This window comes from Candidatus Moraniibacteriota bacterium (genome assembly GCA_016699875.1).
Classification (GTDB): Bacteria; Patescibacteriota; Minisyncoccia; order Moranbacterales; family UBA1568.
On record CP064989.1, the window covers coordinates 490,202 to 515,214 of the forward strand.

The window sequence follows — 25,013 nt, forward strand, 5'->3', positions numbered from 1 at the left end:
CACGCAAACAAAAAGCCCTCACATCAAGTGGGACTTTTTTTTCATCAAAATGTGTGCAAGAATACGCCATATAATCCCCTTTCCGAGACCGGTATGAGCCAATCCCCCATCGATGCCATTCGCCATTCACTCGCCCATCTCCTCGCCATGAGCGTTCTCGAACTCGACCCGGATGCAAAGCTCGGCACCGGACCCGCAACCGAAACCGGATTCTTCTACGACTTCGCATTTTCACAAGGAAGAACCGTTTCAGAAAATGACTTCAAAGCGCTCGAGAAAACCATGCGCAAATTTATCAATCGAAAGCTTGACTTCACGCGCGAAGAAATTTCCGAAAGTGAAGCTAGGAAACTTCTCAAAAACCAACCGCACAAGCTCGAACTTATCGATGAAATAGTCGCTCGAAACGAAACAATCTCCGTATACAAGACAGCAGACTTTGTCGATCTTTGCGAGGGTCCGCACATCAAGAACACCGGTGAAATTCCAGCCGATGCTTTTGCGCTCACCCGCATCGCCGGCGCCTACTGGAAAAGTGACGAATCACGAGAGCAGCTCACTCGCATCACTGGCATCGCTTTTGAGAGCAAAGCCGCACTCGAAAAATACCAGTGGCAACAAGAAGAAGCCAAGAAACGTGATCACCGAAAGCTCGGCAAGGAACTCAAACTCTTTACTATCTCCGATCTTGTCGGCTCAGGACTTCCGCTTCTTCAGCCGCATGGCATGATTATCCGCCAAGAGATCGAAAATTATCTCTGGAACCTCCATAAGAATAAAGGGTATTCTCGTGTCTGGACGCCGCACATCGCCAAAGAAACCCTGTATCAAACCTCGGGACACGCGGAAAAATTCGGTGATGAACTCTTCCGCGTTCAGGGGAAAGAAGAAAAGTTTTTCCTGAAGCCCATGAACTGCCCGCACCATATGCAAATATTCGCGGACAATGACTGGAGTTATCGCGACATGCCCGTTCGCTACTTTGAACCGGCGACTGTCTATCGCGACGAAAAATCGGGTCAGCTTGCCGGTCTCACTCGCGTCCGATCCATCACACAAGACGACGGGCATCTCTTCTGCCGCGCATCGCACATAGGAGAAGAAGTTTCCGTCATTGTTTCCATCATCAAAGAATTCTACACCACCTTCAACATGATAGACGGTTATTGGGTTCGACTTTCCGTCCGCGGGAAAGATGGAAAATACCTCGGCTCCGACGAAATATGGAATACCGCCGAGAACGCTCTCGAAGCTTCTGCGAAAGAAAATTATCTCCCGTATGAGCGCATCGAAGGCGAAGCCGCATTCTACGGACCCAAGCTCGACTTTATGTTCAAGGATGCTCTCGATCGAGAGTGGCAACTCGCCACCATTCAATGTGACTTCAATCTCCCGGAACGCTTCAACCTCTCGTTCGCAAACGAAAAAGGCGAAAAGGAACGCCCAGTCGTCATCCATCGCGCTATTTCCGGATCGCTCGAGCGCTTTATGGGAATCATGATTGAACACTGCGCCGGGTCATTTCCGTTTTGGCTTTCGCCTGTTCAAATCGCCATACTCCCCATCGGCGAAGCGCACCGATCATATGCGGAAAAACTCGTCAACACGCTTCGCAACGAAAACTTTCGCGTCGAAATACACGCCGACGAAAGTCTCGGCAAACGCATCCGTGAGACAAAAATAAAGAAAGTCCCCTACACGCTCGTTATCGGAGACCAAGAAGTCGAATCCGACACCGCTACCGTTGAATCACGAGACATCGGAAAACTCGGCACAGTCCCGCTCAAAGAAATTCTCGCCCGCCTAACAGAAGAGCGAGAGAGAATGAAAGGGAACTGACATCAAAAACCGCCGGCGCACTTGCCGGGGTTTTTATTTCCGAAAACTTTGACCAACTATGCCGGATTCGACAATATCTCTCTCCGCGACTTCCAAAAGAAATACCCTACGACGATAAATGTGATGCACGGAGCAGCAAACGGCGGGACATGCATACCGAAGGCTTCAAGCAGCATAATCGTTCCCAGTGACAGAACCGAATACATAGCTCCATTCTTGAGATAGGCATAGCGTTTGATGCGCTCGATATTCCCCATGGTAAATTGCCGAACCGCAAGCGCTCCCAAACTGTTCCCGATAAGAATGAGCGGTACCGAAAAAGTGAAGGCGAACGCACCGAGAACGCCGTCGATCGAGAAGGTCATATCGATCGCCTCGAGATAGAGAAGTTTACTGAGATCCGAAAGCCCGCCAGACGCATTGATCATTCGCTGTTCACTTTGCTCGGCCTGTTGCTTGAATCCATGCGTGATAAAGAAGACTGTTGATCCGACAACCGCTCCAAATGCTACGATCGGGTCCTGCTTCAATGCAAACCACACAATCGCCGTCAAAAGCACCGACACCGTGGCATAGAACCACACACCCTGCGAGTAGAAAAACTTCTCACCGATAAGTCCGAACGACTTCTCTTCCATGAAAAGCCAATGAAAAAACAAAAACACGAGAAAAACCCCGCCACCCATAAGAAGTATCGGCGCAGCTGTTTCGATTGCCGTTTGAACCATTTCATCGCCGGAAAACGTCGAGAGAAATGCATCCACCGGTCCAAGCCCCGGTGCCGCCGCCCAGATAATCGCCCACGGCAAGAGCCCGCGTACCACAAAGACCGCAAAGAACAATCCCCACGTCAGAAACCACCGTTTCGATTTTTCTCCCATCGTCCCCAAGACTTGTGCATTGATGATGGCATTGTCGATACTCGATACCACCTCAAACAAAAACAGTCCGAGAACAATGAGAATAAGTGAAGTAATATCCATACGCGTATTATATCAGACTCAACCAAAAAACCATGCTTATTTCTTCTTTTTCTTTTTCGATTTTTTTATATCAGTCTTTTTCATATCAATCGACGTATCATCTGATATATTTTTCCCGAATCGTTCCGCAAGCGCATGAATATCTGTCGGAATCGGATCATAGGAAGCAAATGATTCTGCTGGCAATCGATCCATCACTCGATCGAGAAAATCACGCCATATGGGCGCCGCCGCAAAAACACCGTCTGCGCCGTATCGAAGCGGCGAATTATCATTATTCCCCGCCCACACCGCGACTGCGATCGACGGCGTATATCCAACCGTCCAGGCATCATGAAAATCCTGCGTCGTCCCCGTCTTTGCCGCAACCGTTCCTTTCGGGAAAGCAAGTGGACTATTCGCACCGAATATGGGGGCACGAAGCGAATTATCCGAGAGGATCGTATTGATACGTCTCGCAATCTCCGTATTCAAGACGCGCTTCTCCTGCACAGGGAATTCATCATGAATGGATCCGCCCACATTTTCCACAGAGAGAACAAGCCGATACTCACGGTGAATGCCTTCCGATGCAAACGTGGCAAACGCACTCGCCATATCCAAAGGCAACACTTCTGCACCACCGAGAACCAACGCGAGTCCATAGAGTCTTCCATCATCGAGTGTTGAAATACCAAGGCGTTGCGCGAGATCGATCACATTCGACACACCCGCAACCGCAAGCGTCTGGACAGCGGGAATATTCAGTGATTGCGGAAGCGCCTCTTTCATTGAGAGTGCGCCACGGTACTTTCCATCGTAATCCTTTGGCGTATAGTCCCGTCCGGATCCATCCGGACCGAAATTCGTTGGCACATCATAGACCAGCGTCTCTGGCTGGTATCCCTCCTCGAAGGCTTTCGCATACACAAACGGTTTAAATGCCGATCCCGGTTGTCGCGGCCGCATCGTGACATTCACTGCGCCATCAATAGTCGTGTCAAAATAATCTCGGCTCCCCACCATGGACAGCACATCCCCAGTTGCCACATCAACCGCCACCAAAGATGCATTTTCCGCATCGTACTTCGCATTTCTCTGAACACCATCTTCAACAGATTGCTCCGCGGCATCCTGCAGAGAGAGATCGATCGTCGTCCGGATACGCAAGCCTCGCGTTTCGAGGAATTCTCGACCGTACTGTTTCTCAAGCGCATCGATCACTGCAAAAACAAAGTGCGGCGCTCGAATCGACGCCTCGATCGGACGGAGCTTTGCAAACGTATTCGCATCAATCGCCAGCTGAGCATCATACGCGCTCACAAATCCGTCTGACTCCATATATCGCAGTATCGACTCCTGCCGATCACGAAGGTCATCTCGATGCGATCCGTACGGCGAATAGTGTGTCGTCGCCCGCGGAAGCGCCGCAAGAAATGCCGCTTCGTCGAGCGTCAATTCTTTTGCATGTTTTCCGAAGAACGACTCCGCCGCCCGCTCGATGCCATACGCATTCGAACCGTATGGAACCGTATTGAGATACAAATCGAGAATCTGATCCTTCGAAAACGTCCGCTCGATTTTGAGAGCGAGTATCGCCTCACGTATTTTTCGCACAACCGTTTTCTCTCGCGAGAGAAAAGCGATGCGAGCCAGCTGCTGCGTTATCGTTGAAGCGCCTTGCTCGATATGTCCCGCCTGAAAATTCGCACGAAGCGCACGAACGATAGAAATCGGATCGACACCGAAGTTTCTATAGAATGACCGATCTTCTGCCGCTACCGTTGCAAATCGGACCGCATCGGGAATATCATCATGCCCTACGACGGTCCGATTTTCTTCTCCATGCAATTCGTAGAGCGGAATCTCTCCGGTACGATCCAAAATAACCGATGTTTCCGCAAGCGGACGCTCAAGCAATTGAGACACATCCGTCTCATCGGAAAAATATATCGCCGAGAGCCCAAGCATTCCTCCGATTCCGACAAGAAACACGATATAGGTACCCTCCCAGATAATCGAGAAAAAAGCGGAAGAAAGCTTCCGTATCCAGACATTCATAAGCAGACACTTCGGAGAAAACAGTCGTTTTGAATACTTCAGTATAGGCGATTCACGCTGTGAAGGGAAATATTGACACGCGTATTTTTTTGAGGTATACTAGAGTTGTTGGAAGATAGAAACGGGTGAGGTCGAAAGACCGCGCCCGTTTTTTGTCTTCCGTCTTAATTCGTTAAGGTATGTCGTATGGATGAAGAGATGAAGGAAGGTACGGAGGAATCCGCTTGCAACCATGAAGGCGGTTGCAACTGCGAAACACCCTCGACGTCCCAGAGCGGAGAGAGAGAAGAAATCGCACTCGCATTTCTTCTTGCCCTCATGCCACTGGTTGTTCTCACCTTCTTCGGACAAGTCGGCCTCATATAAAATATAGCCGACTCTCCCCGAACTTTCCCCTTGCAAAAAATCTCCCCGAAAGAGGAGATTTTTTGTTGAGACAATACATATCTCTTGGAATGCGTGCTAGACTATTTGGTAAGAAAAAGGCCTCACTCGTTTTATTGCAAGCAAGGCACATTTTTGAGACAAACCTCAAGTAAGATGAGGTCATTACCAGTGATATTGGATTGCTATTGCAGAATTGATTTCGCCACCATCGGAAAATGTCATACCCTGTATCGAGATATTCTCGCTAAGCGCATACTCAGCTCGAACGCCCGTGCCAAGAAACGCTTGATTAATCAACCCGAAATTCCATTCGGAATTGATGGCGTACGTCATCACTACCTTGTGCCAACTATTGCCGGATTGCCCGACTTCGAAAATACCAAGAGCAAAAAACTTCTCTTTACTCAAAGCAACGTAACCAGCACGACGCAATGTCCACGTATCTCCTGACCCAGGAACATGTTCAACGCCAGCAGCAATACCAAACTCAAAGGCGTTTACCCGAAAATGAGGTCCGGCATATATCTGCGCGTAACCACCCTCAACCGCCTGTCCGAAAACATAATACCCGACAGCGCTATTCGATTGGCTCCATCCGGATACACCTCCCATAACCGATCTCGAGTAAACCCCTTTAGGATCCCGAGCTACGTCGAGCTCAAACCAACCTCCAGCAACGCACACCAATGGCAATAGCCACGAGGAAATTAGCGCAACCACCACGACAGTCTTTCGCTTCATGAAATCCTACCTCCCGAGAAAATAATCAATGAAGTACCGTCAAACTCAGAGGGACATTGCCAACAAAGATTTCCAAGACCAGCGGATTGTGCAATCCTTTCCAAAGTTTCTTTCCGCCAATAATAGTTCTGGAAACTACATATCTCCCCACCATCCACCCCATAGAGCGTGGTATGAATTCTCGATCCATCAACCATCGCACAATCAATCCACGTTGATACTGCCTGAACCTCCGGAATTGGATGCCCCGGATGAATCAGAACAGCCACAAACTGGACCGTATTCTCCAACTTTCCAACAGACACATTTAGCAGACTCTGGACATTCTGAAAAAACGTTCGAAGCTGATCTTCACTACTAGCGCATTGAATCACATTATATGCGGTCACAAAGCGAAAAATTCCGCGACACCATTGTTCAGGGATCTTCTCGAAAATATCCTGCTGAACGAAAGATAGGCCAGGAATCCTTCTCTCAACCCCAATACGAAGCATCTCTGCACTACCATCAAACCCAACAACAAGATTCACCTTTCCAGTATCAATCAACTCCTTACCAAAACGACCAGAACCACATCCAAAGTCAGCAACAACCGCAGAACAATCCGATAGAGAAGGGCTTCCCCCAACCATGCGCCCAACAACAGCGTACATCTTATTCCAGAGAGGCTGATCCTCCCTCTTCGGAGAAGAGAACTGCTCTGCAATAACATCATACTCACCCATTTGTCTATATCCTCCTAAACATTTCGAGGTAAAGTCCGCTCTTGAGAGCTCTCAATACAATCACTGCAATTCTCAATCCATTGTTAATGAACATCCTCATTAAACAAGCTATACACAGTGAATCACAGAACTTGAGGCAAGTCAATACGCAGCTAAGTACATTCAATCTTCAAGTGCAACACCTGTTAATTCATAAAATACCTCATAAGGAGTCTTCCAGCCAAGGCGTTTTCTCGGTCTTGAATTGAGGAGATGCTCAACCCTTCGTATCTCCTCATCGGAGACGATACGAAAGTCCGTTTTCTTCGGGAAGAATCGTCGAATAAGTCCGTTGAGGTTTTCGTTCGATCCCCGTTCCCAGGAATGGTAGGCGTGAGCGAAGAAACAACGGATGTCGAGTTCCTTTTCAAGTTCCTCGTATCCGAGATTCTCGCTTCCACGATCACGAGTGAGGGTTTTTCGTACGTGTTTTGGCAGTATGCCGAGTCGTTTCCGAGTTATCCGATTCGCTTCTTTCATAGTCCGACTCTTCGTTCTCTCAATGAGTACTACTCCGGAAACCCGTTCGTTCGTAGTTCGAAGGCGGACAGGGTTCGTCGGGGAGGAAACAATGGAATCATCTTCCCAGTGACCAATCTCTTTCCGTGCTTCAACGGTCATCGGTCTGGATTCTATGGATGGAAGCGGGCCTAGATGTAAAATATGAAAAGCATTTTATTGTATTGCATACAGCAGTTCAAAATGAAATTTTGAACATATGTAAAAAGAGAAAGGAGCTATCCACGATGTGTTGTGAATAGCCCCGATTTTTCGATCCGCTGTCGGCGGAATTCAAGGGATCAAAATCCCCAAGAATTCAAGATTTCGGGGTCGACTACTGCACAAGGAAGCCAGACACCGAACCGAAGCCACGGCAAGGAAAAACAACGGCATTTGCATCAAACCTAACCTCACCACCGTCAAAGTCGAGACAGGGACACCCGGGAAAGTCACCATTAGCATTTGGAGAGAACTCGTCACCGGAGCAGTTCATATTCAGTTCTGCCCAGCGAGCAAGCCGTTCGGGATGAGTCAGAACAATGGAACAGACCGCGAGACTTCCGAGATCAAACTCGTTGGCTGCGAAGACCTTGCGAGCCCGACGAACGGACTTGCCGCGATGGCGCATGCCGAGCTGGGCGGCGACGATCAGGATGTCGCCCTTCTGCGTTTCGGTGAGAGACGCCAGCGCGTGCGCCGTGCGAGCATGAACCCGAAACTGCGCCGGCGTGATCTGTCCATCGCGGTAGTTGTAGAACGGCCGGGAGGCCGCGATCTTGGCATGGACGAGCTGGACCGCCTGGCAGCACATCTCCGCCGGATCGGTCACTTTAGGGAAATGCTTCTTGGCCAGCGCTTCAACGGACGGGATGGCAAACCATCCTTCGGCACTGTCAGGGAGTGCAGGTAAGTTATTGGCGAACTCGAGAGCGCTCGCCGGATCGAGATCGAAGATCTTGGCGATTACATTAATCTGATCCGCGATCAGCTCGGGTCCTTTGTATGCCTCCGGGTACGTGTAGCTGGAATAAAGTTCCTCGTCGGCGTACTGGTTGGACATGGTCAGCTCAGTGATGAGCTTCGCGATCCCGTCCTGCAGTTCGCCACCGCGCTCGTTAAGCCGCTGTGCGCGCACATCGTCGAGCTCGGACTTGTCGTAGGCGGCCTTGAAGAGACCGACTGCGTGGAGACCTTTCGAGTCTCGGCTGGTGATCAATGTCTGTGACATCGTCATCCTCCTTCTTTCTTTAAGTTTGCCGGGGTCGTTCCGGCTAACGACTTCCTCTGCATGAGGTAGCGCGCTAGGCATAAAAACTGTCTTACGCCCAATGCGCTACCTCATAGATAAATCGTTTCAAAGAACTCGCTTCAAAAGAGCACCATACGCAGTGAATCACAGAACTTGAAACAAATCAATATGCACTAGCAGCACTCACAAACATAAAGAGGGACGAATGTCCCTCTGAAAATCCAAAATATTTTGGAACAAGATTACTGCCCCGATTCTCCATTTGTTTCACTGACTGGCAATTCATTTGACGACGCTACTACCCGCACCTCAATGTTCTTCGACTCCTCACCAAACCATTCCTGCCCTTCACGAAGCATGCGCCACTGAAAATCATAGGTGCCGGGTTTTTCCGGTGCAGTCACCGTGAATCCAAATTCAACCTTCTTCCCCGGTTCGATAGTCTTCCCCGAAAAGAGGAAGACCCGCCCGCCCCACATCGCATTGTCCTGTGGATTTTGCGAACCAAGCCGATAACCAAGATCGTCTGACCATGTGGTTGTACCCGTATTTTTCATAGTTACTGACACGGAATATTTCTGCCCAGCAATCATCGTATCAGGCACATCTTGATCATCAAACTTGGCGTCATCTTCCTCCTCTTTCTTGCCATTTTCCGAAATGGAAATACCTTTCATTTGTACCGAGTCTTGAATTGATACAGCATTCTTCATATCAATACCCTCGAAAGGAACCGCCCGCAGAAGCGTATTCATAACATCCTCATCTTTGCACGAATATCGATTGTCCGGAGAATAAAAACTTTTCTTGGCACCATAACAACCGCCGTTCTTGTCATACAGCGTCGCAAGAAATGGGAAAAGGAATCCTGTCTTCTTCGTAGCATCGTTGAACTTCTCAGCAAGCTTCTCGAGAGTCTTGGCTCGATCATCTCGACTCATAGCGGCAAACACACTCATATCATCTCCGGCAATACCACTCCAGTCGAGGTGGAGAAGCACCATATTTGCATGGGGAAGGTACCGATTATTCCAGAGAAGCGCCCAGCACCATCCCTGCGATTCGTATCGGGAAGCGCACGGCTTTTCTTCAACATCGCCATCTTTGGTGACGCCGACTCCGCCCTCGATATAATCGAAGAGGTCGAGATACGAAGCGCTGGTGATGGTATTCGTCTGAGCACCAATGGCAATCTTCATGCGCTTCGATCGAGCATAGCGATGCATCTCTTCAAGAATACCGGAAGCATTGCTTCGATCAACATCCTGGAAAGCTATCTGTCCGAAGAGAAAACTTCGGATTCCCATATCCATCGCCTTCTGCGTAATATCACGCACATAGGCGCGGTATTCTTTGCTCGCAAAAGAGGCTTTGCACGTATTATTTCCCCAAAATCCCTCGCTCTTCGGCTGACACATATCTGAAAAATTGAGCACGCGATTCTCAAGAGAAGAGTAGTATTCCGCCTCCGTATTGAGTGCTTCGGATATGAACATGCCATACACCATATCTGGTTTGGTGATGAGCTGTTTTGTCCGACGAGCAAGCTCGAAATCGGGAGGATTGAGCCACGATTCAAGTGCGCGATGAAGGTAGAGGCACTCGGAGCGATTGATCAGATCGACAGATGCTCGAGTATCACCGCCATATCCGGAAAGAAGCCCATCGGCTACGCAGCCGCGGCGCTTCATAATCTCAAGCAAATCGGCAGGGCGATTCACGCTCGCACTCGATTCCGTTTCGATATCAAGAGAGACAATCCAAATCAGACTCACTACGGTACCCGCGATAAACGCCAAGAGAAGAGCTCCTTTCCACGTCTTCACGCGAGTTCTCTTCATAGAAACATACGTTCGTCCCCACCAACTGTGGATTTCCCGAACGACCGTATCGATTTCACGAATTTTCGGCTTCCGATTCTCTTCGGAAAAACGAGGTATTTGATCCATAGAATATGCCTCCACTATACCAAAAAAATCCTTCCGGTGGAAAGATTTCTTTGCAGAGAAGCACGCACCTCGAGAGCACAGAAACAATCCATGCGCTACCTCGAGAACTTCCCAGCATAGTACGAAACATCAGAAACCCACTTTTCCTCAGACGCATCAAGCGGCGAACTCAGAAACCCTCGCTTCCACACAATCAACTCCCGAGGCGTATCAAGTCCTTGATCCGCAATGAGTGTCCGCAGCCTCAAGCCCACCACGGAAACCGCTTCCTGTGGCGATGAGAAACAGCTATATCCGGAATCCGTTGCATTCTCCGGTCCGCGATATCCCCAATAATTAAAGCAGTCTCGTCCGTCCTTCCATGGCGCATTCACTCCCCAATTACTCTCTTTTTTTGCAATAGCAACGAGGAAAACGGCAACCTTGCGATCCTGTTCCAGGAGAGACGGAACCATCCTCCGCATCGGATATCCGAAAACCAAAGCCCGTAGTTTGAGTTCAAAGAAACTTTTCGGAAAACGCATGCTGGCAACCTCGTCGGAAACCTGCTTGCCAAATGACACCAGAAACACCGCCACGCCGAGCGACAAGAAAAGAATCACTGCCAAAAAAATATGCCCTTGATCAGAGTGTCGGAAAAATGTCATCGAGAAGCGAGGTTTTATTTTTGGCACACGAGGTCTACAAAAAATAACGCCGCCTCTGCAGAACGGAGGGCTTCACCACAAAAAGAACTCCGCGAAAACATGGAGCGAGAGACGGGAATCGAACCCGCATATCTAGCTTGGAAGGCTAGCGTACTACCACTGTACTACTCTCGCATATTTAACCAATCAAAGCCCGACATTCCATCCCAAACAGAGACAAGTACCTCCCCATATCTCTTACCTGTCAATTCCTCATCCGAACTGTGCCGACAGTATATCGTCTGACAAACCGTATTGTAAAGACCTTCCGCAGAACTACAGACCGACAAACGGATCCTGTTTGGTGTCCTTCTTCTCGATACCATACCCGGCAAGTAGCGTCTCCATCGCCTTCGTAAAGCTCGGCGTACCTACCAGGTAATAGATCGGGGCGCTTACCTCCGGAAGATATTTTTTGAGCATATCATCGCAAATGAATCCACGATCGGCATCCCACACACAAACCGACCGATCCGTCTCCGTCATGGTGAATACGGGGTGATACTGAATATTCGGAAACGTTTTCAATTCATCAAGAAATGGGGTATCCTCAGGGCGATAATTCGAATAAAAAAGGAAAAATTCACGCGAATCGCCATCGTGGTTCGCCTGCCGCAAAATACTGCGTGCCGGCGTAATACCGATACCGCCAACAAGAAAAGCAATCGGCCGCGAATCACCAGGAAGAAGTGTGAAATGCCCAATCGGGGCGCCGACCAGCATTTCGTCACCCGGGACAAGCTGAGCGATTGTTTGCTTGTATCCACTCTCAGATACCCGCATAGCAAAGAGGAGATGATCTTCATAGGGTGCCGACGCAATTGACATACAGCGATTCGCACCCCGCGAATCCTCCGCTGCCAGTTTTGGAACCGAAAGCACGCTGTATTGCCCCGCTTCAAACGAAAACCCTGCCGGCTTCTCAAGCTTTATCGCAAGCGTTTTCTCTGCAATTTCCGAAATTTCGAGCACCTTTGTTGAAAATGTTTGCATATTTCCGAACCAACAAGTAACACATCTTTTCTCTGTCGGGCCGCTGGGAATCGAACCCAGTCTACATGCTCCCAAAGCACGCGTACTACCGGTATACGACGGCCCGAACCTTCCTATCACCTCTCCGACTTTTCCAGAGTACCAGCGAGTCCGAAAAAGCACAAATCCCCCGGAAGGGGGACTGTATGCTTCTATCTTTTGTTTTGTCTACTTCACAGCATCCTTCAGAGTCTTTCCAGCGGTAAATTTGGGAACCGTCATTGCCGGGATATTGATCTTCGCTTTGGTTTGCGGGTTAATACCCACGCGAGCGGCGCGCTTTGAAACGCGGAATGTTCCGAAGCCCGTAACCGTCACCTTGTTTCCAGCACGCAATTCCGCTGTTACCACATCCACAAACGCCTCGATCACCGCGCTCACATCTCTTTTTGAAAGATCCGTCTTCTCGACAATCGCATGCGTCAGCATATCTTTGTTAATATTCTTCGCCATAGTCTCCACCTGCCTTTCTAGATTGTCCGCAAACGAAAAAAGTTCTTTCGTTCTCTTTTCGCTCAGGGTTTCGTTTTATGCCCCATCATTCTAGCCCTTCCCAAAAAAGAAAGCAAATGCGCGAAATTTTTTATCTGTTCAAGATACATCTTCAAACATCGTTCAGAAATATTAGGAGCAACAGTAAACCGCAGAGAGTCGCACATCGTCAAGTACCGAAGTTCAGACAAAGAAACCCGTTCGGCAAGAGCATTGTGCTACCGCGCATATTCTACCGCACGCATTTCACGAAACACGATAACGCGGATTTCCCCCGGATATTTCAGCTCCTCTTCAATGCGCTTGGAAATATCTTTTGCCAGTTTCATAGCACCAAGATCATTCGTCTTCTCAGGACTCACAAAGATGCGCACCTCTCGCCCGGCCGAAAGCGCATATGAACGCTCCACCTCGTCAAAAGTATTGATAAGCGCTTCGAGTTCTTCCAGTCGTTTGATATATTTCTCCGCCGTCTCTTTGCGCGCACCGGGACGAGCTGCGGAAATCGCATCGGCCGCCGTTACTATGTATGACTCGAGAGATGAGTGCGGAAATTCATCATGATGACAACGCATTGCTTCAGCCACTTCCTTTGCAACGCCGAATTTTTCCAAGATGCGAATACCGATCTTCACATGCGTTCCTTCAATCTCATGATCGACCGCTTTACCGATATCATGAAGAAGACCCGCTTTCTTTGCCACGGCTACATTGCCACCAAGCTCCGACGCCAATGCGCCAGAAATCGCAGATACCTCAAGCGAATGCGTCAGAACATTCTGCTTGTAGCTATAGCGAAAACGAAGCCGTCCGAGAATATAGAGGAGCTTCGGATGAAGCCCGGGAACACCGGCATCATATGCTGCCGTCTCCCCCGCCTCGCGAATATTTTCGTCCACTTGTTTCTTGGCTTCCTCTACCACCTCTTCGATACGCGCCGGATGAATACGTCCGTCAGCAATAAGTTTCTCAAGAGCAATTTTCGCCGTTTCACGACGTACCGGATCAAAACCGGAGATCAGCACGGTTTCAGGCGTATCATCAACAATAAGCTCCACACCCGTTAGCTTTTCCAACGTCCTGATATTCCGCCCTTCCTTCCCAATGATTTTCCCCTTCACATCATCTGAAGGAAGCTGCACGGTTGTCGTGGTAAATTCCGATACATGCGAACGGGAATACCGCTGAATGACCTGCGCCATAACGGACATAGCCTTCCGCTCCATCTCCTCTTCGCCCTCTTTCTGAAGCTTCGCCATCCGCTTCACAATCACATCTTGATTCTCCTCCTCCATGAGCTGAAAGAGGATATTTTTCGCATCTTCTTTGCTGAGTCCCGCTATTTTTTGCAGACGAAGCATTTCCTCTTCGCGAGTTTTCTCCGCCTCCGCACGAATCGCCTGGACCTCCTCCGCCCGCTTCTCCACAGCCTTCTGAGAACGTTCCAGCTCGGAATTCCTCTTATCCAAGGCCTCTTCTCTCGACTCAATACGACGTTCCAACCGGAGTATCTGATCCTCCCGATCTTTTTCTTTCTGCTTCGTTTCCTCAAGAATCTGCACCGACTTCTTCTTTGCCTCAAGCACAATATTTTCCGCCCGCTTTGCGGCATCAGACGTCATTTGTTCAGCCTTTCCTTCAGCGGTCGAGAGCTGTCGCTTAGCAATGCTCTGCCGCGCGAAATAACCCAAGACAGAGCCCGCGGAAAGCGTCAGCATGGTTAAAAGTACCAACGTAAGATCGGAGGACATAGTATTACTGTCCGCCAGCAACAAGATAGAAAGACTAGAATACCGATGGAAAGCGCAAGACAGAAAAATGCTGTCTTATGCAAGACTTTCTCCTAAAAACACTGAAAAGGAAAACAAAGAAAATCAAAAAGTATCATAGACAGGAACCCTTGTTGAAAGCGGAGAACTAATTGAGTTAAATACAAGCTGCGCTTCATCATAAACCGGGGCATTCATTTTGTCAAAGAGACACCGGAATGATAGGATGAGAAAAGCTGTCATATTACATGAGCCATTTTCAAGCGCTTTGGCAATTTTTCGGAAAGCTCCGGCTGGAAACTTCCTCTTTTACGACGCGTCTATGTACCGACCAATCGTACTCATCGTTCTCGACGGATGGGGCTTGAGCAGTAGCACTCAAGGAAACCCGATTCGCGAAGCCACACTCCCCACCATCGACAAGCTCAATAAATATTACCCCATGACTGCACTCCAGGCGTCTGGCATCGCCGTTGGGCTCCCCTGGAATACTCCGGGAAACAGCGAGGTCGGACACATGACTATCGGCTCGGGACGCGTCATCTACCAAAACCTCCCTCGGATATCGCTCGCCGTACAAGACGGATCGTTCTTCAAGAATGAAGCCTTCGCCAATGCCATGCTTCGCGTCAAAGAAAACGGTGGCGCACTCCACATCATGGGACTGGTCGGCGAAGGATCCGTCCATTCCAACAAAGATCATCTCTACATGCTCCTTCAAATGGCGGCACAGAACGAACTCAAGAAGGTATTCGTCCACGCTTTTACTGACGGACGCGACTCCCCGCCGACATCCGGCATACGTACGCTCAAAGAAGTCATGTCCCGAACTGAGATGCTGGGCGTCGGCACACTGGCAAGTATTGGCGGCCGAAACTGGGGCATGGACCGCAACAACAACTGGAACCGCATAGAAAAAGCCTATCAAGTCTTTACCGAAGGCACTCCTGCTACAGAAGATCTTCTTGCCTATATGGAGGCGTCGTATCAAAAAGGCGTCACCGACGAATACATCGAGCCCGTCGCACTCTCCCAAGGAGGCGCGCCTGTCGGACTTATCCATGACGGAGACTCAATTATTTTCTTCAACTACCGAGAAGACCGTGCCCGAGAGATGACCAAAGCATTTTCAGTGCCCGACTTCGATGGATTTCCACGCCCAAAAAAACTCGAGGTCGACTTCGTCACCATGACCGAATACGAACGAAATCTCCCCGTTCACGTTGCATTCGCTCCGGAAAAAGTCACCAATACGCTCGGAGAAGTGCTGAGTAAGCATGGAAAAGCACAGCTTCGCATTGCGGAAACTGAAAAGTACGCCCATGTCACCTATTTTTTTAATGGCGGCGTCGAAAAAGCCTGGCCGGGAGAAGAGCGAATGCTGGTGCCTTCTCCCTCAGTCGCTCATTTCGACGAAGTCCCCGAAATGAGTTCCGCCGAAACAACCAACAAGACCATGGAAGCCGTACAGTCGGGAAAATACGACTTCATTCTTCTCAACTACGCGAGTCCGGACATGGTAGGACACACCGGAAATGAGCAGGCCTCGATCGAAGCGGTTGAATCGACTGATAAATGCCTCTCACTCCTCATTCCCGCCGTACTCCAAGCAGGCGGGGCACTCCTTATTACTGCCGACCACGGCAATGTCGAAGAAGTCCGAAATCTCAAAACCGGAGAGAAAGACACGGAACATTCCAAGAATCCGGTTCCGCTCTGGTTTGTCACTGCCAACAACCACCGAGAAAAAAGCGCCGAGGAGATGGTACGGGAAGAAACGCAAATCGAAGGACTCCTCTCCGATGTCGCCCCCACCATTCTCGAGCTCATGGACATCGAAAAACCCGAAGAAATCCACAGCCAAAGCCTCCTCCACCTCTTCGAGAAGAAATGACGTCTAATATATAAAAAGCAGCAAGCCGCATCCTGCAGCTTGCTGTATTTTTTGCTGTTCTTATTTAAAAAAGAAGAAGGGGCGTATTGCAACATGCCCCTTCGTACAAGCTCAGTATCCTTCCCTATTCAAAACTCCCTGAGAAGACTCCAAAGCACTTCCTGCTCCCTCATCGTGAGAGGAATATGTCTCCGAGGCATGCCATAGTCGCTACCCGGACATTCTATGGAGCATGGGAGCAAGAAGTCTATTTCCACAGATTGCCTTCTCTTCTTCTTTCCCTTCTCAAGCCAAAAATGCTTGATATGATTTGCTGCCAGCCGAAGATTAGAATAAGCAACAAATGGACGTCCGGAATCCAGCCCTCTCGATGCACGTTCTACTCGATAGCCAAAAGACCGCCAACCAGAAGAGCTACAATCCTCCGTCTTGAATACTCGAAGTTTCATTGAACACCCCTCCAAGGAGTTACAGAACAAACCGAAAAATTACAAAAGAACTCCTATGTCAGTACATCCTATCACTCCGGATAAGATCTCTTATCCTTAACTACTCACAACTTCTTGTCAAGCACCTTATCCACGATACCATAAGAAAGCGCTTCGCGGGCGCTCATGAAATGGTCGCGTTCGGTATCGAGCGCGATTTTCGATACCTTCTGTTTGGTATGTTTCGAGAGAATAGTATTCAACCGATCGCGCGTCGCCAGAATATGCCGCGCATGAATATCAATATCCGTCGCCTGCCCCTCAGCGCCACCAAGCACCTGGTGAATCATTACTTCGGCATTGGGAAGCGCCATACGCTTGCCGGAAGCACCCGATGCGAGGAGTATCGCTGCAGCACTCGCCGCCATGCCGACGCAGATTGTCTGCACATCCGGCTTCACGTACTGCATAGTATCGTAGATTGCCAAAGCCGACGTCACCGATCCTCCTGGCGAGTTGATATACATCTTGATGTCCTCTTTCGAATTTTCCGACTCAAGAAACAAGAGCTGTGCAATAAGAGCATTTGCCATCCCATCCTCGATTCGCGTCCCCACAAATACAATCCGGTCTTTCAAGAGGCGCGAATAGATATCATACGCCCGTTCGCCAGAGTGCGTCTTCTCTATCACAGTCGGAATAAAATATTCAGCGTTCATAGAAGATGGTACCAAAAAATTGAAAGGTATTTGCTCTTTGCGGCAAAGAGAAAGAAATAAACGAAGGGGCGAGCACACTCAAAAGCACATGGAACGAAAACTTCTTTGCATGGTTATTTCTTTCCAAAACACAGAGGCTCATCCACCAAGCCCTGGAGCATTTCTTGAACGTACTACGAAGAGTACATGGCCATCACTTATCTCAACTATTTCAACCCCTCCAAAAATTCCAGCACCTTTTCATTTCTCAATCGTCCTTTTGAGTAGGCATGCAGCCGCTCAAGATCGACATCTTTCTCAACCTGTTTCATAGAACGGTAATACTGAAGCACGCGGTTCATTTCTTCCTCAATCTCCACAGCAGACGGCTCCAACTCTCGATCAGCCGCGATCTTCTCAAGCGCAAGCGCCGAGAGCGCCCGGCGATTCGCCTGCGGTGTCCAATCCTTCTCCAACTCCTCGCGCGTCTTCTTCGACTTCGCTAAAAAATCATCCAGACTCGTATTCATGTGCGAGAGCTGCAATTCGAATTCGGCGAGCATTTTCCCACGCTCTTCCGCAAGCAGCACATCCGGAATTTCCGCCTTCGATGCTTCAACGAGTGCCTCGATAATATTGCCGCGACGCTCCTCCCGCAACGCAGACTTCTTTTCTTCAAACATTCCTTCTCGAATATTCTTTTTGAGAGCTTCGAGGTTCTCGAATTTCCCGAGAGACGATGCAAATTCATCGTCAATCGCAGGAATTTCCCGCTCTTCAACCACCTTCATCGTCACCTCGAAACGCGCCGGCTTTCCCGCCAAATGCGCCGCATGATACTCCGATGGGAATGTAAGGTCAAACACTTTCTCTTCGCCGGCTTTCATACCAACGATCGCTTCTTCAAACCCGGGAATAAACGTCCCCTTTCCGAGAATCATATGATGCCCGCGCGACACCCCATTCTCTATCGGCACGCCGTCTTGCAAAACGCGGAAATCAATCTCAACACCGTCACCCGATCGAGCTTCGCGATTCACTGTCACGAATTTCGCTCGACTCTCAGCGACCGCCCGCAACTCCTTGTCGATATCCTTCTCATCCACAGACAGATCTTTCTTCTCCGCCTCGGCATTTGCCTTTTTCACTCCTTTCTCCCAGCCCGAAAGTGAAAGCTCCGGCATCACCGCCGTCGTGATGACATATTCAAATGCGCCATTCTCCTCGCTCTTTTTAATCTCCGCTTTCGGCCGTCCGATCGCATCGATATGGTGCAACTGCAACACCTGCTCATATGACTCATGCAGCGCGTGTTCCGCCGCCTCCGCAAGGATCGCTCCCTTTCCCACTCTTTGCTCGATCATGTTTCTCGGCGCCTTCCCCGCACGAAACCCGGGGATCTTCACACTCTTTGCCACCTCCGCAGACGCATGATCAAACGCCGACTTCCACTCATCCCACCCGAGCGACACCGATATTTCCACCTCCGACTTCGGGAGTTTCTTGATATCAACCTGCATATATTTGATTCATTACAAAAAACTGCCAACGACACATCATCCCATATATTTTTAACTTTGCCAATACCTCAAAAAGAAATACCGATTCATCCCTGAATCGGTATTATATACTGCAACCTCCAGTCAGTATATCGAGTTTAATAATATACCATACGATACTCACCAGTAATTTCATCTCGCGTCCACTCCCATTCCCATCTCTCCAGGTATACATCTTGAAAAAGCATGTTGGTCCAAATATACCAAAGGCAAGGATTCATCCCTTCATCAATCTGCTCCAAAAGAGCTTGATGTTCTCTGCGGCCAAAGCCAAGCTTGTTGCCATGCCCGTTGGGGGTTATAGCCATGAGAAGTCTCCAAAGAAGAAAGATAGACAATCAGATTTACACAGACGATACATAAAAACAACTGTGAGAATAATAGACCAAAAACACATTTCTGTCAATAGTCACAGAAAAACAGGCCTCATCAGCCTGTTTTTGAGCATACTTACCAACCGTAAACCACACAGCAACCGCCTATAAAACAGCGTCGTGACTAATTCAATTTCCAGTTTCCAAATTCCTCGCTTCCGATTGTCTATCACTTACTTTCCATTCTTCCCAAACTTCTCCTCATACATCTTGATGCCTTTCTTCACAGCGACCAGCGCTTCCTTCTTTCCTTCGAAGCCTTTGATAACCACCGTCTTTCCATCCTCGATAGACTTATAGGTTTCAAAAAAGTGCCGTATCTCCTTGAGCGTATGCGGATTCACATCCTTCAAGGTTTTCACCATATCCCAGCGCGGATCCTTTGCGGGCACCGCAAGGATTTTGTCATCGCTCTCGCCGCAATCCACCATATGCATCACGCCGACAACCCGCGCATCCACCAAGATGCCCGGCGCCAAAGGATACGTTGAGAGCAATACCACATCCAGCGCATCGCCGTCTTCCCAGAGCGTCTGTGGCACGAAGCCATAATCAAATGGGTAGTCCTGTGAAGTCTTCATGGCCCGGTCGAGCTTGATCAGACCCGTTTTCTTGTCGATTTCGTACTTATTCTTCGATCCCTTCGGGCACTCTACAATAACATTCACCGTTTCCGGCGCCTTCTCCCCATATGAGATATCTTGCCACAAGTTCATAAGATTCGTTTTAATGATACATTTGCACGATACAAGAGCTTCTGCAAACACCAGAGAGATTCCTCCGCCCCAATCGAGACAGCACTATTTCTTCTCCTCCTCATCTCCAATAATCGGCTCCGACACCTCCTCGACAGGCTCGGTAATTTCTTCAGACACTTCCGCTGGAGACTCCTTGATCGAGTCATCTTCCGATGCCACATCACTTTCGACTGCGCCTTCGGCTTCAACATCGCCATCACCACTTTTCTTCGTACCGCTTCCGGCGATATCAATGCGAAGTCCGGTAAGCTTCGACGCCAATCGCACGTTCTGTCCCTTGCGACCGATAGCAAGCGAGAGCTGATCTTCCGGCACGTGCACCACCGCCGTCTTTGTCTCTTCATCAAGATCGACTTTCGTCACTTTTGCCGGACTGAGCGCCGCCTTGATAAACTTGCGCACGTCCTCGTTCCACTCGATAATGTCGATTTTTTCGCCGCCAAGCTCATCGATCACAGCCTGCACGCGCGTCCCCTTCTGTCCCACGCACGATCCGATCGGATCAACACCCTCTTCCGCGGTGAAAACCGCGATCTTGGTACGCGAACCCGCCTCGCGAGCAACGCCCTTAATCTGAACTGTCCCCGCAAATATTTCCGGCACCTCAAGCGTAAAGAGATGGCGCACCATTTCCGCATGTGCACGAGAGAGCGTAATGCCCGGTCCCTTTGCATCCGCCTCGACACGGAGAATATACACTTTGATACGCTGCCCGATACGGTAGTTCTCGCCTTCCATTTGCTCCGACGGAAAGAGTGCCCCCACTGATTTCCCGAGATCGACAAACACAATCCGACCATCGATACGCTGGATTGTTCCATTCACAATCGTTCCTTCTTTGCTCTTGTACTCAGCAAACATACTCTCGCGCTCCGCCTCGCGTATGCGCTGTATGATCACCTGCTTCGCTGTCTGCGCCGCCACCCGGCCAAATTCCTGTTGCTCCTCGAGCGGAATATCGATCGTCTCGCCAAGCGCCGCATCCGGCTTTATCGCACGCGCTTCATCAAGCGTCATATCCCGCTCCGCATTGAATCGCGGCAAGCGGTTCTCGTCTTCATCACCGGGAATCGACTCGGTTATCTCAACGGCTGATGATTTCTTGCCCTTTTTCTCCGGAACTATTTCTACCTCCTCCGGTTCATCCTCGACAAACTCCCGCATCGTCTCATCAACCACTTCCTTCTCAAGGAAATATTTCGCCGATTTCGTCACTTTGTCGAACTCCGCACGAATCACCTGCCCACGCTTGCCATAGTCTTTCTTATACGCCGCAGCCAAGGCCGCTTCCACTACCTCGATCACTTTTTCTTCGGAAATGCCCTTCTCCTCGGCAAGCTGCAAAACCGCACTCCCAAATTCCCCAAGCCGAATAGACCCCGACTGCCCGGGAATCTTTTCTTCAACATCTTCTTCCTGCTCGATATCAACATCCAGCATTTTCTTCTTCCGTGCCATATCGTTGTGAATACACAATTATTCTGACAAAAAGCTAACATTCAAAATCCTATTTCTACTATCTTTACTATCTTCTTCATCAAAAAAGGCTCGCTCACGCGAACCCGTCCCACTTCACCCAAAAACTTACCCTTAAAATATAGCACCAATTCGAAGCCATGTCAAATTGCACCGAGCGCTGCCACACTCCAAGCAGCCCCCAGAAACACCCATAAGAAAGCCTCCTATTCCTCCAAGAAAAGCCGCCAAATAACATTGACATTTTGCAATAGATATGCTACATTTGAAGGCCACAACATATTCAGCCTTTCTTCTAGAAAGAGGGTGCTGTGAAATGAATAAGTGGTGAAACTCTTTAACAACTCAAGAAAAAGGTGGTGTCAGATGGCTGAAAGAACACTATTCGGCATCAATATCGCAGAGCTTCTCAGTCTTGGACTGGACACTCTCACATGGCGAGCTCTCGGCATGAGAGTTCACGGGTCACCAAAGGGGAGCACCAATAGTTCTGGAGATGGATCAAGCGGAACCGAAACGCAGAAAAGAGACCGTGTCGCCTTCGGATTCCTTTCAACAAAGGATGAGGAAAGATATGGGGAACTATGGCAAGCATTGGGCATACAGGAACAAAGGGCTCTTATTAGACTCAAGGAGAGTCTTCTCGCAGGGTTAGCGCCAGACATTTCAAATGGACTGGTTGCAAAGGCAGTCAGAGATCACCTATGGGATGGTCTTCGCAAAAAGATCACCAATATGGAAGTCTCTACTGTAAGCACAGAGGAAAACGTCTCTGACGATCCGCAGACAGGCAAGAAACGAGTCGGAAAGAAAACGACCCGGCAAGAAAGCAAAGGGCTATTATACCTCAAATGGCTCGCGGGAATCGTCATCATGTATGGAACCGCGGAGGCGAAAGAACATCTCCGAACCGGAAACATGATTCCCGATGAAGCACCCTTCTTGTGGATTGCCACACATCTCTCGCCATCCAGTCTCGCAGAATTGAATCAGCATCTCCGCGGGAACGCACAGACAAAGATGGCTCTCCAGGAGGAACGAGGAAAAACTACCGAGACACTGCGATGGATCGGTATTGGAGCCTTCATTGCGGTTATCATTCTGATTGTTTCTATCGCCACTGGCACTAAGTAAAGAGGAGACCGTATCATGTGGGATCAACTGGAAATCGCATCGGAACGAGTGAAGCGGCTCGTATGGCTGTTTCTTGCATTCCTAATAACAGCTCATATCATAGCCATCTTCTTTGTCTACATGAAGATGCAGACCCTCATACCGATACTTGCAATCATTTCGGCATTCATCACGATTGCACAAGCCGCCAGGCTCAAAATATGGCTCGCCAGCGCCGGAGCAGGTATTGCCTTCGGACTTCTTCCTATCGCTCAGACAGCAAGAAGTGTCGGCGACTTTTCTCTCTGGGCATGGAAATCCATTACGCACGTTGCCCTCGGAACAAGCCTGGCACTCTTCCTCATAGCTGAGATTCCCTGGAACGGAGATGCATCGCTAGCACTTGAGTTCGATACCGCGCTGATGATACTTGCCCTCGTAGCTCTCACCTACATAGAGCGAGAGGTCGTATGGTATCCCACATTGGTTCGAAGCCTCATTGGATTCGTCATTGCAATCATCCTGATAAGCGTATTTCTCGGCATAGCCTATCCGGAAGCAAGCAAGGTGGAAAGATGGTGGAAATTCCTCGAATTTGCGAAAGATCACTGGCTCGGAATCCTCATCACCATCGGAGCAATCATCTTTCTCTGGAAAATCAAAGGGGCGCACATCACAGCCATTCCAGGATGGATCTTCATCCTTGCACTCATCCTCGCTGTAGGAGCGGCACTAATCTACGCCTACCGTGACTGGGATTCCGTGAAGCATGGCGCGAGGGAAGTGCAGGGATTCCTCAACAAGGCAACATCGAGAAACGTTGAATTCTCTCGTGTCGAAACTGTGTCAGTGAAAGCGGCGGGTCGCGGATACTTCGTTCTCACTGTACATCCAGACCAGCTGACCTATTGGGGCACATGTGGAAATGGTCGAAAACTGCACGGAATAGCCGTGAAGAATGATGAAACCAGAGCTATGCACGGCGCCGATGTAAACCTTGATCGAGGAAACATCGTTATAGGATCAGGAAGTGGTCAAGCATCAAGACACCAAGATCTGATCTACATCGAAGATGAGAGTGCACCACTCTCTGTATACCTGGATTTCCCAGGAGAGAACCCATCGAGGTGCAAAATAGACAGATTGCTCAAAGCTACGCTGTATTTTACGCCAAAGGACGTATAAACACGCAGCGAACGCAACAACAAACGGACGGAAGCCTTAGCTCCCGTCCGATTTTTTATTTTTTTATTGCGATATTCCAGAACACAAAAGCCACTCTACGTGCTAGCAAAGAAAGATGCAAGTTGTCGCACGATAACCAGCGAGGCAAGCGCCACCACGACGCCAAGGAGTGCATAGGTGACAATCTTTTTCCCGGTCGTGATGCGATCCTGACTCCCTGCCGCCATGAGAAACATCACCCCGCCCACAACGAGCATAATGATCGAGAGCGTCCCCACGATACCCAAGAGGAAATTCAATACCGAGAGCAATATATCTGCCGCACTCCGTGCATTTGATACTTCCGATGGCAACGCCGCCGTCGAGTTCCACCCCAAAACCGTAGCGATTTCCTTGAGAAAGGTCGGCGCGAGTATCCCAATCGCAAGCCCAATTAAGGCTGCCGTAATCGCTGTTTTCGCCATGGTCACCCGCCCTTGATTGCCAGCCGACGTGATATAGAGCACCGCCCCGATCACAATGAAGACGAGTGACAAAACGACGATCACGCCCTGCAATGCATAGAGCAATGCCATCAAGACCTGCTGCACGGTATTGTATTTCAGAGGATTCACCAGTGAAATATTCACCACCTGCCCCGCCGTTCCGCCCCCAGATCCACCAGTTGTCGAATTAGAAACACAGTAAAGAGGTTTTGTACTATCTTTCGTTGCACAGTCTTCAGAACATTTGGTGTCACCTTGCTTTTCCGTAGACGAATCACAACTTGCTTTACATGTTCCTCCGGTACAAGTAGAGGATGTCGTAGAGGTAGTAGAGGTAGTAGAGGTAGTAGAGGTAGTAGAGGTAGTAGAGGTAGTAGAGGTAGTAGAGGTAGAGGTGCCTGAACAATACTTCGTGCCACTCGGACACAAGTGACTTGTACACCAAGTATCACCTTCTCCACTGCTTCCGCAGTCTGACTTACACTTCTCATTGAAATTAGAACATCGTGACGCTGACTTACTATCAGTACAGGCGCTCAAAGCACAGCTACTCTCGGCTTTGCACCCATTTGTTACTTCGATATTACCATTATGGGAACAATCATAACCAG

At 49.3% G+C, this 25,013-nt stretch carries 23 protein-coding genes and 2 tRNA genes; 5 read left to right on the top strand and 20 right to left on the bottom strand.

Annotation, left to right across the window (positions count from 1 at the left end; translation table 11 throughout):
* Positions 1–93: 93 nt before the first annotated feature.
* Complete coding sequence (locus IPK84_02435; GenBank protein ID QQS16186.1) at positions 94–1,839, top strand: threonine--tRNA ligase; 1,746 nt, start codon at positions 94–96, stop codon at positions 1,837–1,839.
* 56 nt (positions 1,840–1,895) lie between these two features.
* Here the strand turns inward: IPK84_02435 and IPK84_02440 are convergent, their stop codons facing one another.
* Together IPK84_02440 and IPK84_02445 are read right to left on the bottom strand one after the other, a co-directional pair.
* The gene (locus IPK84_02440) at positions 1,896–2,822 is read right to left on the bottom strand and encodes a DUF475 domain-containing protein (protein ID QQS16187.1); all 927 of its coding nucleotides are present in this window, start codon (positions 2,820–2,822) and stop codon (positions 1,896–1,898) included.
* 36 nt (positions 2,823–2,858) lie between these two features.
* Positions 2,859–4,862 (bottom strand): transglycosylase domain-containing protein, encoded by a 2,004-nt coding sequence (locus tag IPK84_02445; protein QQS16188.1) that lies wholly within the window; start codon positions 4,860–4,862, stop codon positions 2,859–2,861.
* Positions 4,863–5,048: 186 nt separating this feature from the next.
* Here IPK84_02445 and IPK84_02450 point away from each other — a divergent pair, with 186 nt between their 5' ends.
* On the top strand, positions 5,049–5,228 hold the full coding sequence (locus IPK84_02450) for a hypothetical protein (GenBank protein ID QQS16189.1): 180 nt from the start codon (positions 5,049–5,051) through the stop codon (positions 5,226–5,228).
* A gap of 183 nt (positions 5,229–5,411) precedes the next feature.
* Here the strand turns inward: IPK84_02450 and IPK84_02455 are convergent, their stop codons facing one another.
* From IPK84_02455 to rny, 11 genes are all read right to left on the bottom strand, one after another.
* Positions 5,412–5,990, bottom strand: coding sequence for a hypothetical protein (locus IPK84_02455; protein QQS16190.1), 579 nt, complete (start codon positions 5,988–5,990; stop codon positions 5,412–5,414).
* Positions 5,987–6,715 carry a class I SAM-dependent methyltransferase gene (locus tag IPK84_02460; protein QQS16191.1) on the bottom strand — a complete coding sequence of 243 codons (729 nt, stop codon included), beginning with the start codon at positions 6,713–6,715 and terminating at the stop codon, positions 5,987–5,989. Before IPK84_02460 ends, IPK84_02455 begins: the two co-directional genes overlap by 4 nt.
* 162 nt (positions 6,716–6,877) lie before the next feature.
* Positions 6,878–7,375, bottom strand: coding sequence for an IS30 family transposase (locus IPK84_02465; protein ID QQS16192.1), 498 nt, complete (start codon positions 7,373–7,375; stop codon positions 6,878–6,880).
* Between the two features lie 214 nt (positions 7,376–7,589).
* Positions 7,590–8,483, bottom strand: coding sequence for a hypothetical protein (locus IPK84_02470; protein QQS16193.1), 894 nt, complete (start codon positions 8,481–8,483; stop codon positions 7,590–7,592).
* A 263-nt stretch (positions 8,484–8,746) separates the two neighbouring features.
* Positions 8,747–10,453: a hypothetical protein gene (locus tag IPK84_02475; GenBank protein ID QQS16194.1), complete on the bottom strand. Its 1,707-nt coding sequence runs from the start codon at positions 10,451–10,453 to the stop codon at positions 8,747–8,749.
* Positions 10,454–10,548: 95 nt separating this feature from the next.
* Positions 10,549–11,127 (bottom strand): glucosaminidase domain-containing protein, encoded by a 579-nt coding sequence (locus IPK84_02480; GenBank protein ID QQS16195.1) that lies wholly within the window; start codon positions 11,125–11,127, stop codon positions 10,549–10,551.
* Positions 11,128–11,200: 73 nt separating this feature from the next.
* A tRNA-Gly gene (locus IPK84_02485) sits at positions 11,201–11,274 on the bottom strand.
* A gap of 141 nt (positions 11,275–11,415) precedes the next feature.
* A complete protein-coding gene (locus IPK84_02490; GenBank protein QQS16196.1) occupies positions 11,416–12,132 on the bottom strand; it encodes an FAD-dependent oxidoreductase in 717 nt (238 codons plus the stop codon).
* A gap of 35 nt (positions 12,133–12,167) precedes the next feature.
* Positions 12,168–12,238 (bottom strand) — tRNA-Pro (locus tag IPK84_02495).
* Between the two features lie 101 nt (positions 12,239–12,339).
* On the bottom strand, positions 12,340–12,612 hold the full coding sequence (locus IPK84_02500; GenBank protein ID QQS16253.1) for an HU family DNA-binding protein: 273 nt from the start codon (positions 12,610–12,612) through the stop codon (positions 12,340–12,342).
* Positions 12,613–12,881: 269 nt separating this feature from the next.
* Complete coding sequence (rny, locus tag IPK84_02505; GenBank protein QQS16197.1) at positions 12,882–14,414, bottom strand: ribonuclease Y; 1,533 nt, start codon at positions 14,412–14,414, stop codon at positions 12,882–12,884.
* Between the two features lie 340 nt (positions 14,415–14,754).
* Between rny and IPK84_02510 the strand changes: the two genes are divergently transcribed.
* Positions 14,755–16,326 carry a 2,3-bisphosphoglycerate-independent phosphoglycerate mutase gene (locus IPK84_02510; GenBank protein QQS16198.1) on the top strand — a complete coding sequence of 524 codons (1,572 nt, stop codon included), beginning with the start codon at positions 14,755–14,757 and terminating at the stop codon, positions 16,324–16,326.
* A 553-nt stretch (positions 16,327–16,879) separates the two neighbouring features.
* Here IPK84_02510 and IPK84_02515 read toward each other — a convergent pair.
* The 5 genes from IPK84_02515 to nusA all read right to left on the bottom strand — a co-directional run bounded on the left by IPK84_02515 (position 16,880) and on the right by nusA (position 21,583).
* On the bottom strand, positions 16,880–17,473 hold the full coding sequence (locus IPK84_02515) for an ATP-dependent Clp protease proteolytic subunit (GenBank protein ID QQS16199.1): 594 nt from the start codon (positions 17,471–17,473) through the stop codon (positions 16,880–16,882).
* Positions 17,474–17,679: 206 nt separating this feature from the next.
* Positions 17,680–18,972: a trigger factor gene (gene tig / locus IPK84_02520; protein ID QQS16200.1), complete on the bottom strand. Its 1,293-nt coding sequence runs from the start codon at positions 18,970–18,972 to the stop codon at positions 17,680–17,682.
* A gap of 137 nt (positions 18,973–19,109) precedes the next feature.
* The gene (locus IPK84_02525; protein QQS16201.1) at positions 19,110–19,319 is read right to left on the bottom strand and encodes a hypothetical protein; all 210 of its coding nucleotides are present in this window, start codon (positions 19,317–19,319) and stop codon (positions 19,110–19,112) included.
* Positions 19,320–19,558: 239 nt separating this feature from the next.
* Positions 19,559–20,101, bottom strand: coding sequence for an inorganic diphosphatase (locus IPK84_02530; protein QQS16202.1), 543 nt, complete (start codon positions 20,099–20,101; stop codon positions 19,559–19,561).
* 84 nt (positions 20,102–20,185) lie between these two features.
* Positions 20,186–21,583, bottom strand: coding sequence for a transcription termination/antitermination protein NusA (gene nusA / locus IPK84_02535; GenBank protein ID QQS16254.1), 1,398 nt, complete (start codon positions 21,581–21,583; stop codon positions 20,186–20,188).
* Between the two features lie 402 nt (positions 21,584–21,985).
* Between nusA and IPK84_02540 the strand changes: the two genes are divergently transcribed.
* Both IPK84_02540 and IPK84_02545 read left to right on the top strand, forming a co-directional pair.
* Positions 21,986–22,753 carry a hypothetical protein gene (locus IPK84_02540; GenBank protein ID QQS16203.1) on the top strand — a complete coding sequence of 256 codons (768 nt, stop codon included), beginning with the start codon at positions 21,986–21,988 and terminating at the stop codon, positions 22,751–22,753.
* 15 nt (positions 22,754–22,768) lie between these two features.
* A complete protein-coding gene (locus IPK84_02545; GenBank protein QQS16204.1) occupies positions 22,769–23,917 on the top strand; it encodes a hypothetical protein in 1,149 nt (382 codons plus the stop codon).
* Positions 23,918–24,012: 95 nt separating this feature from the next.
* On the opposite strand, the gene IPK84_02550 is transcribed toward IPK84_02545, so the two are convergent.
* Positions 24,013–24,549: a hypothetical protein gene (locus tag IPK84_02550; protein QQS16205.1), complete on the bottom strand. Its 537-nt coding sequence runs from the start codon at positions 24,547–24,549 to the stop codon at positions 24,013–24,015.
* Positions 24,550–24,688: 139 nt separating this feature from the next.
* Entirely contained in the window at positions 24,689–24,829 is a 141-nt protein-coding gene (locus IPK84_02555; protein QQS16206.1) for a hypothetical protein, read from the bottom strand.
* Positions 24,830–25,013 lie beyond the last annotated feature (184 nt).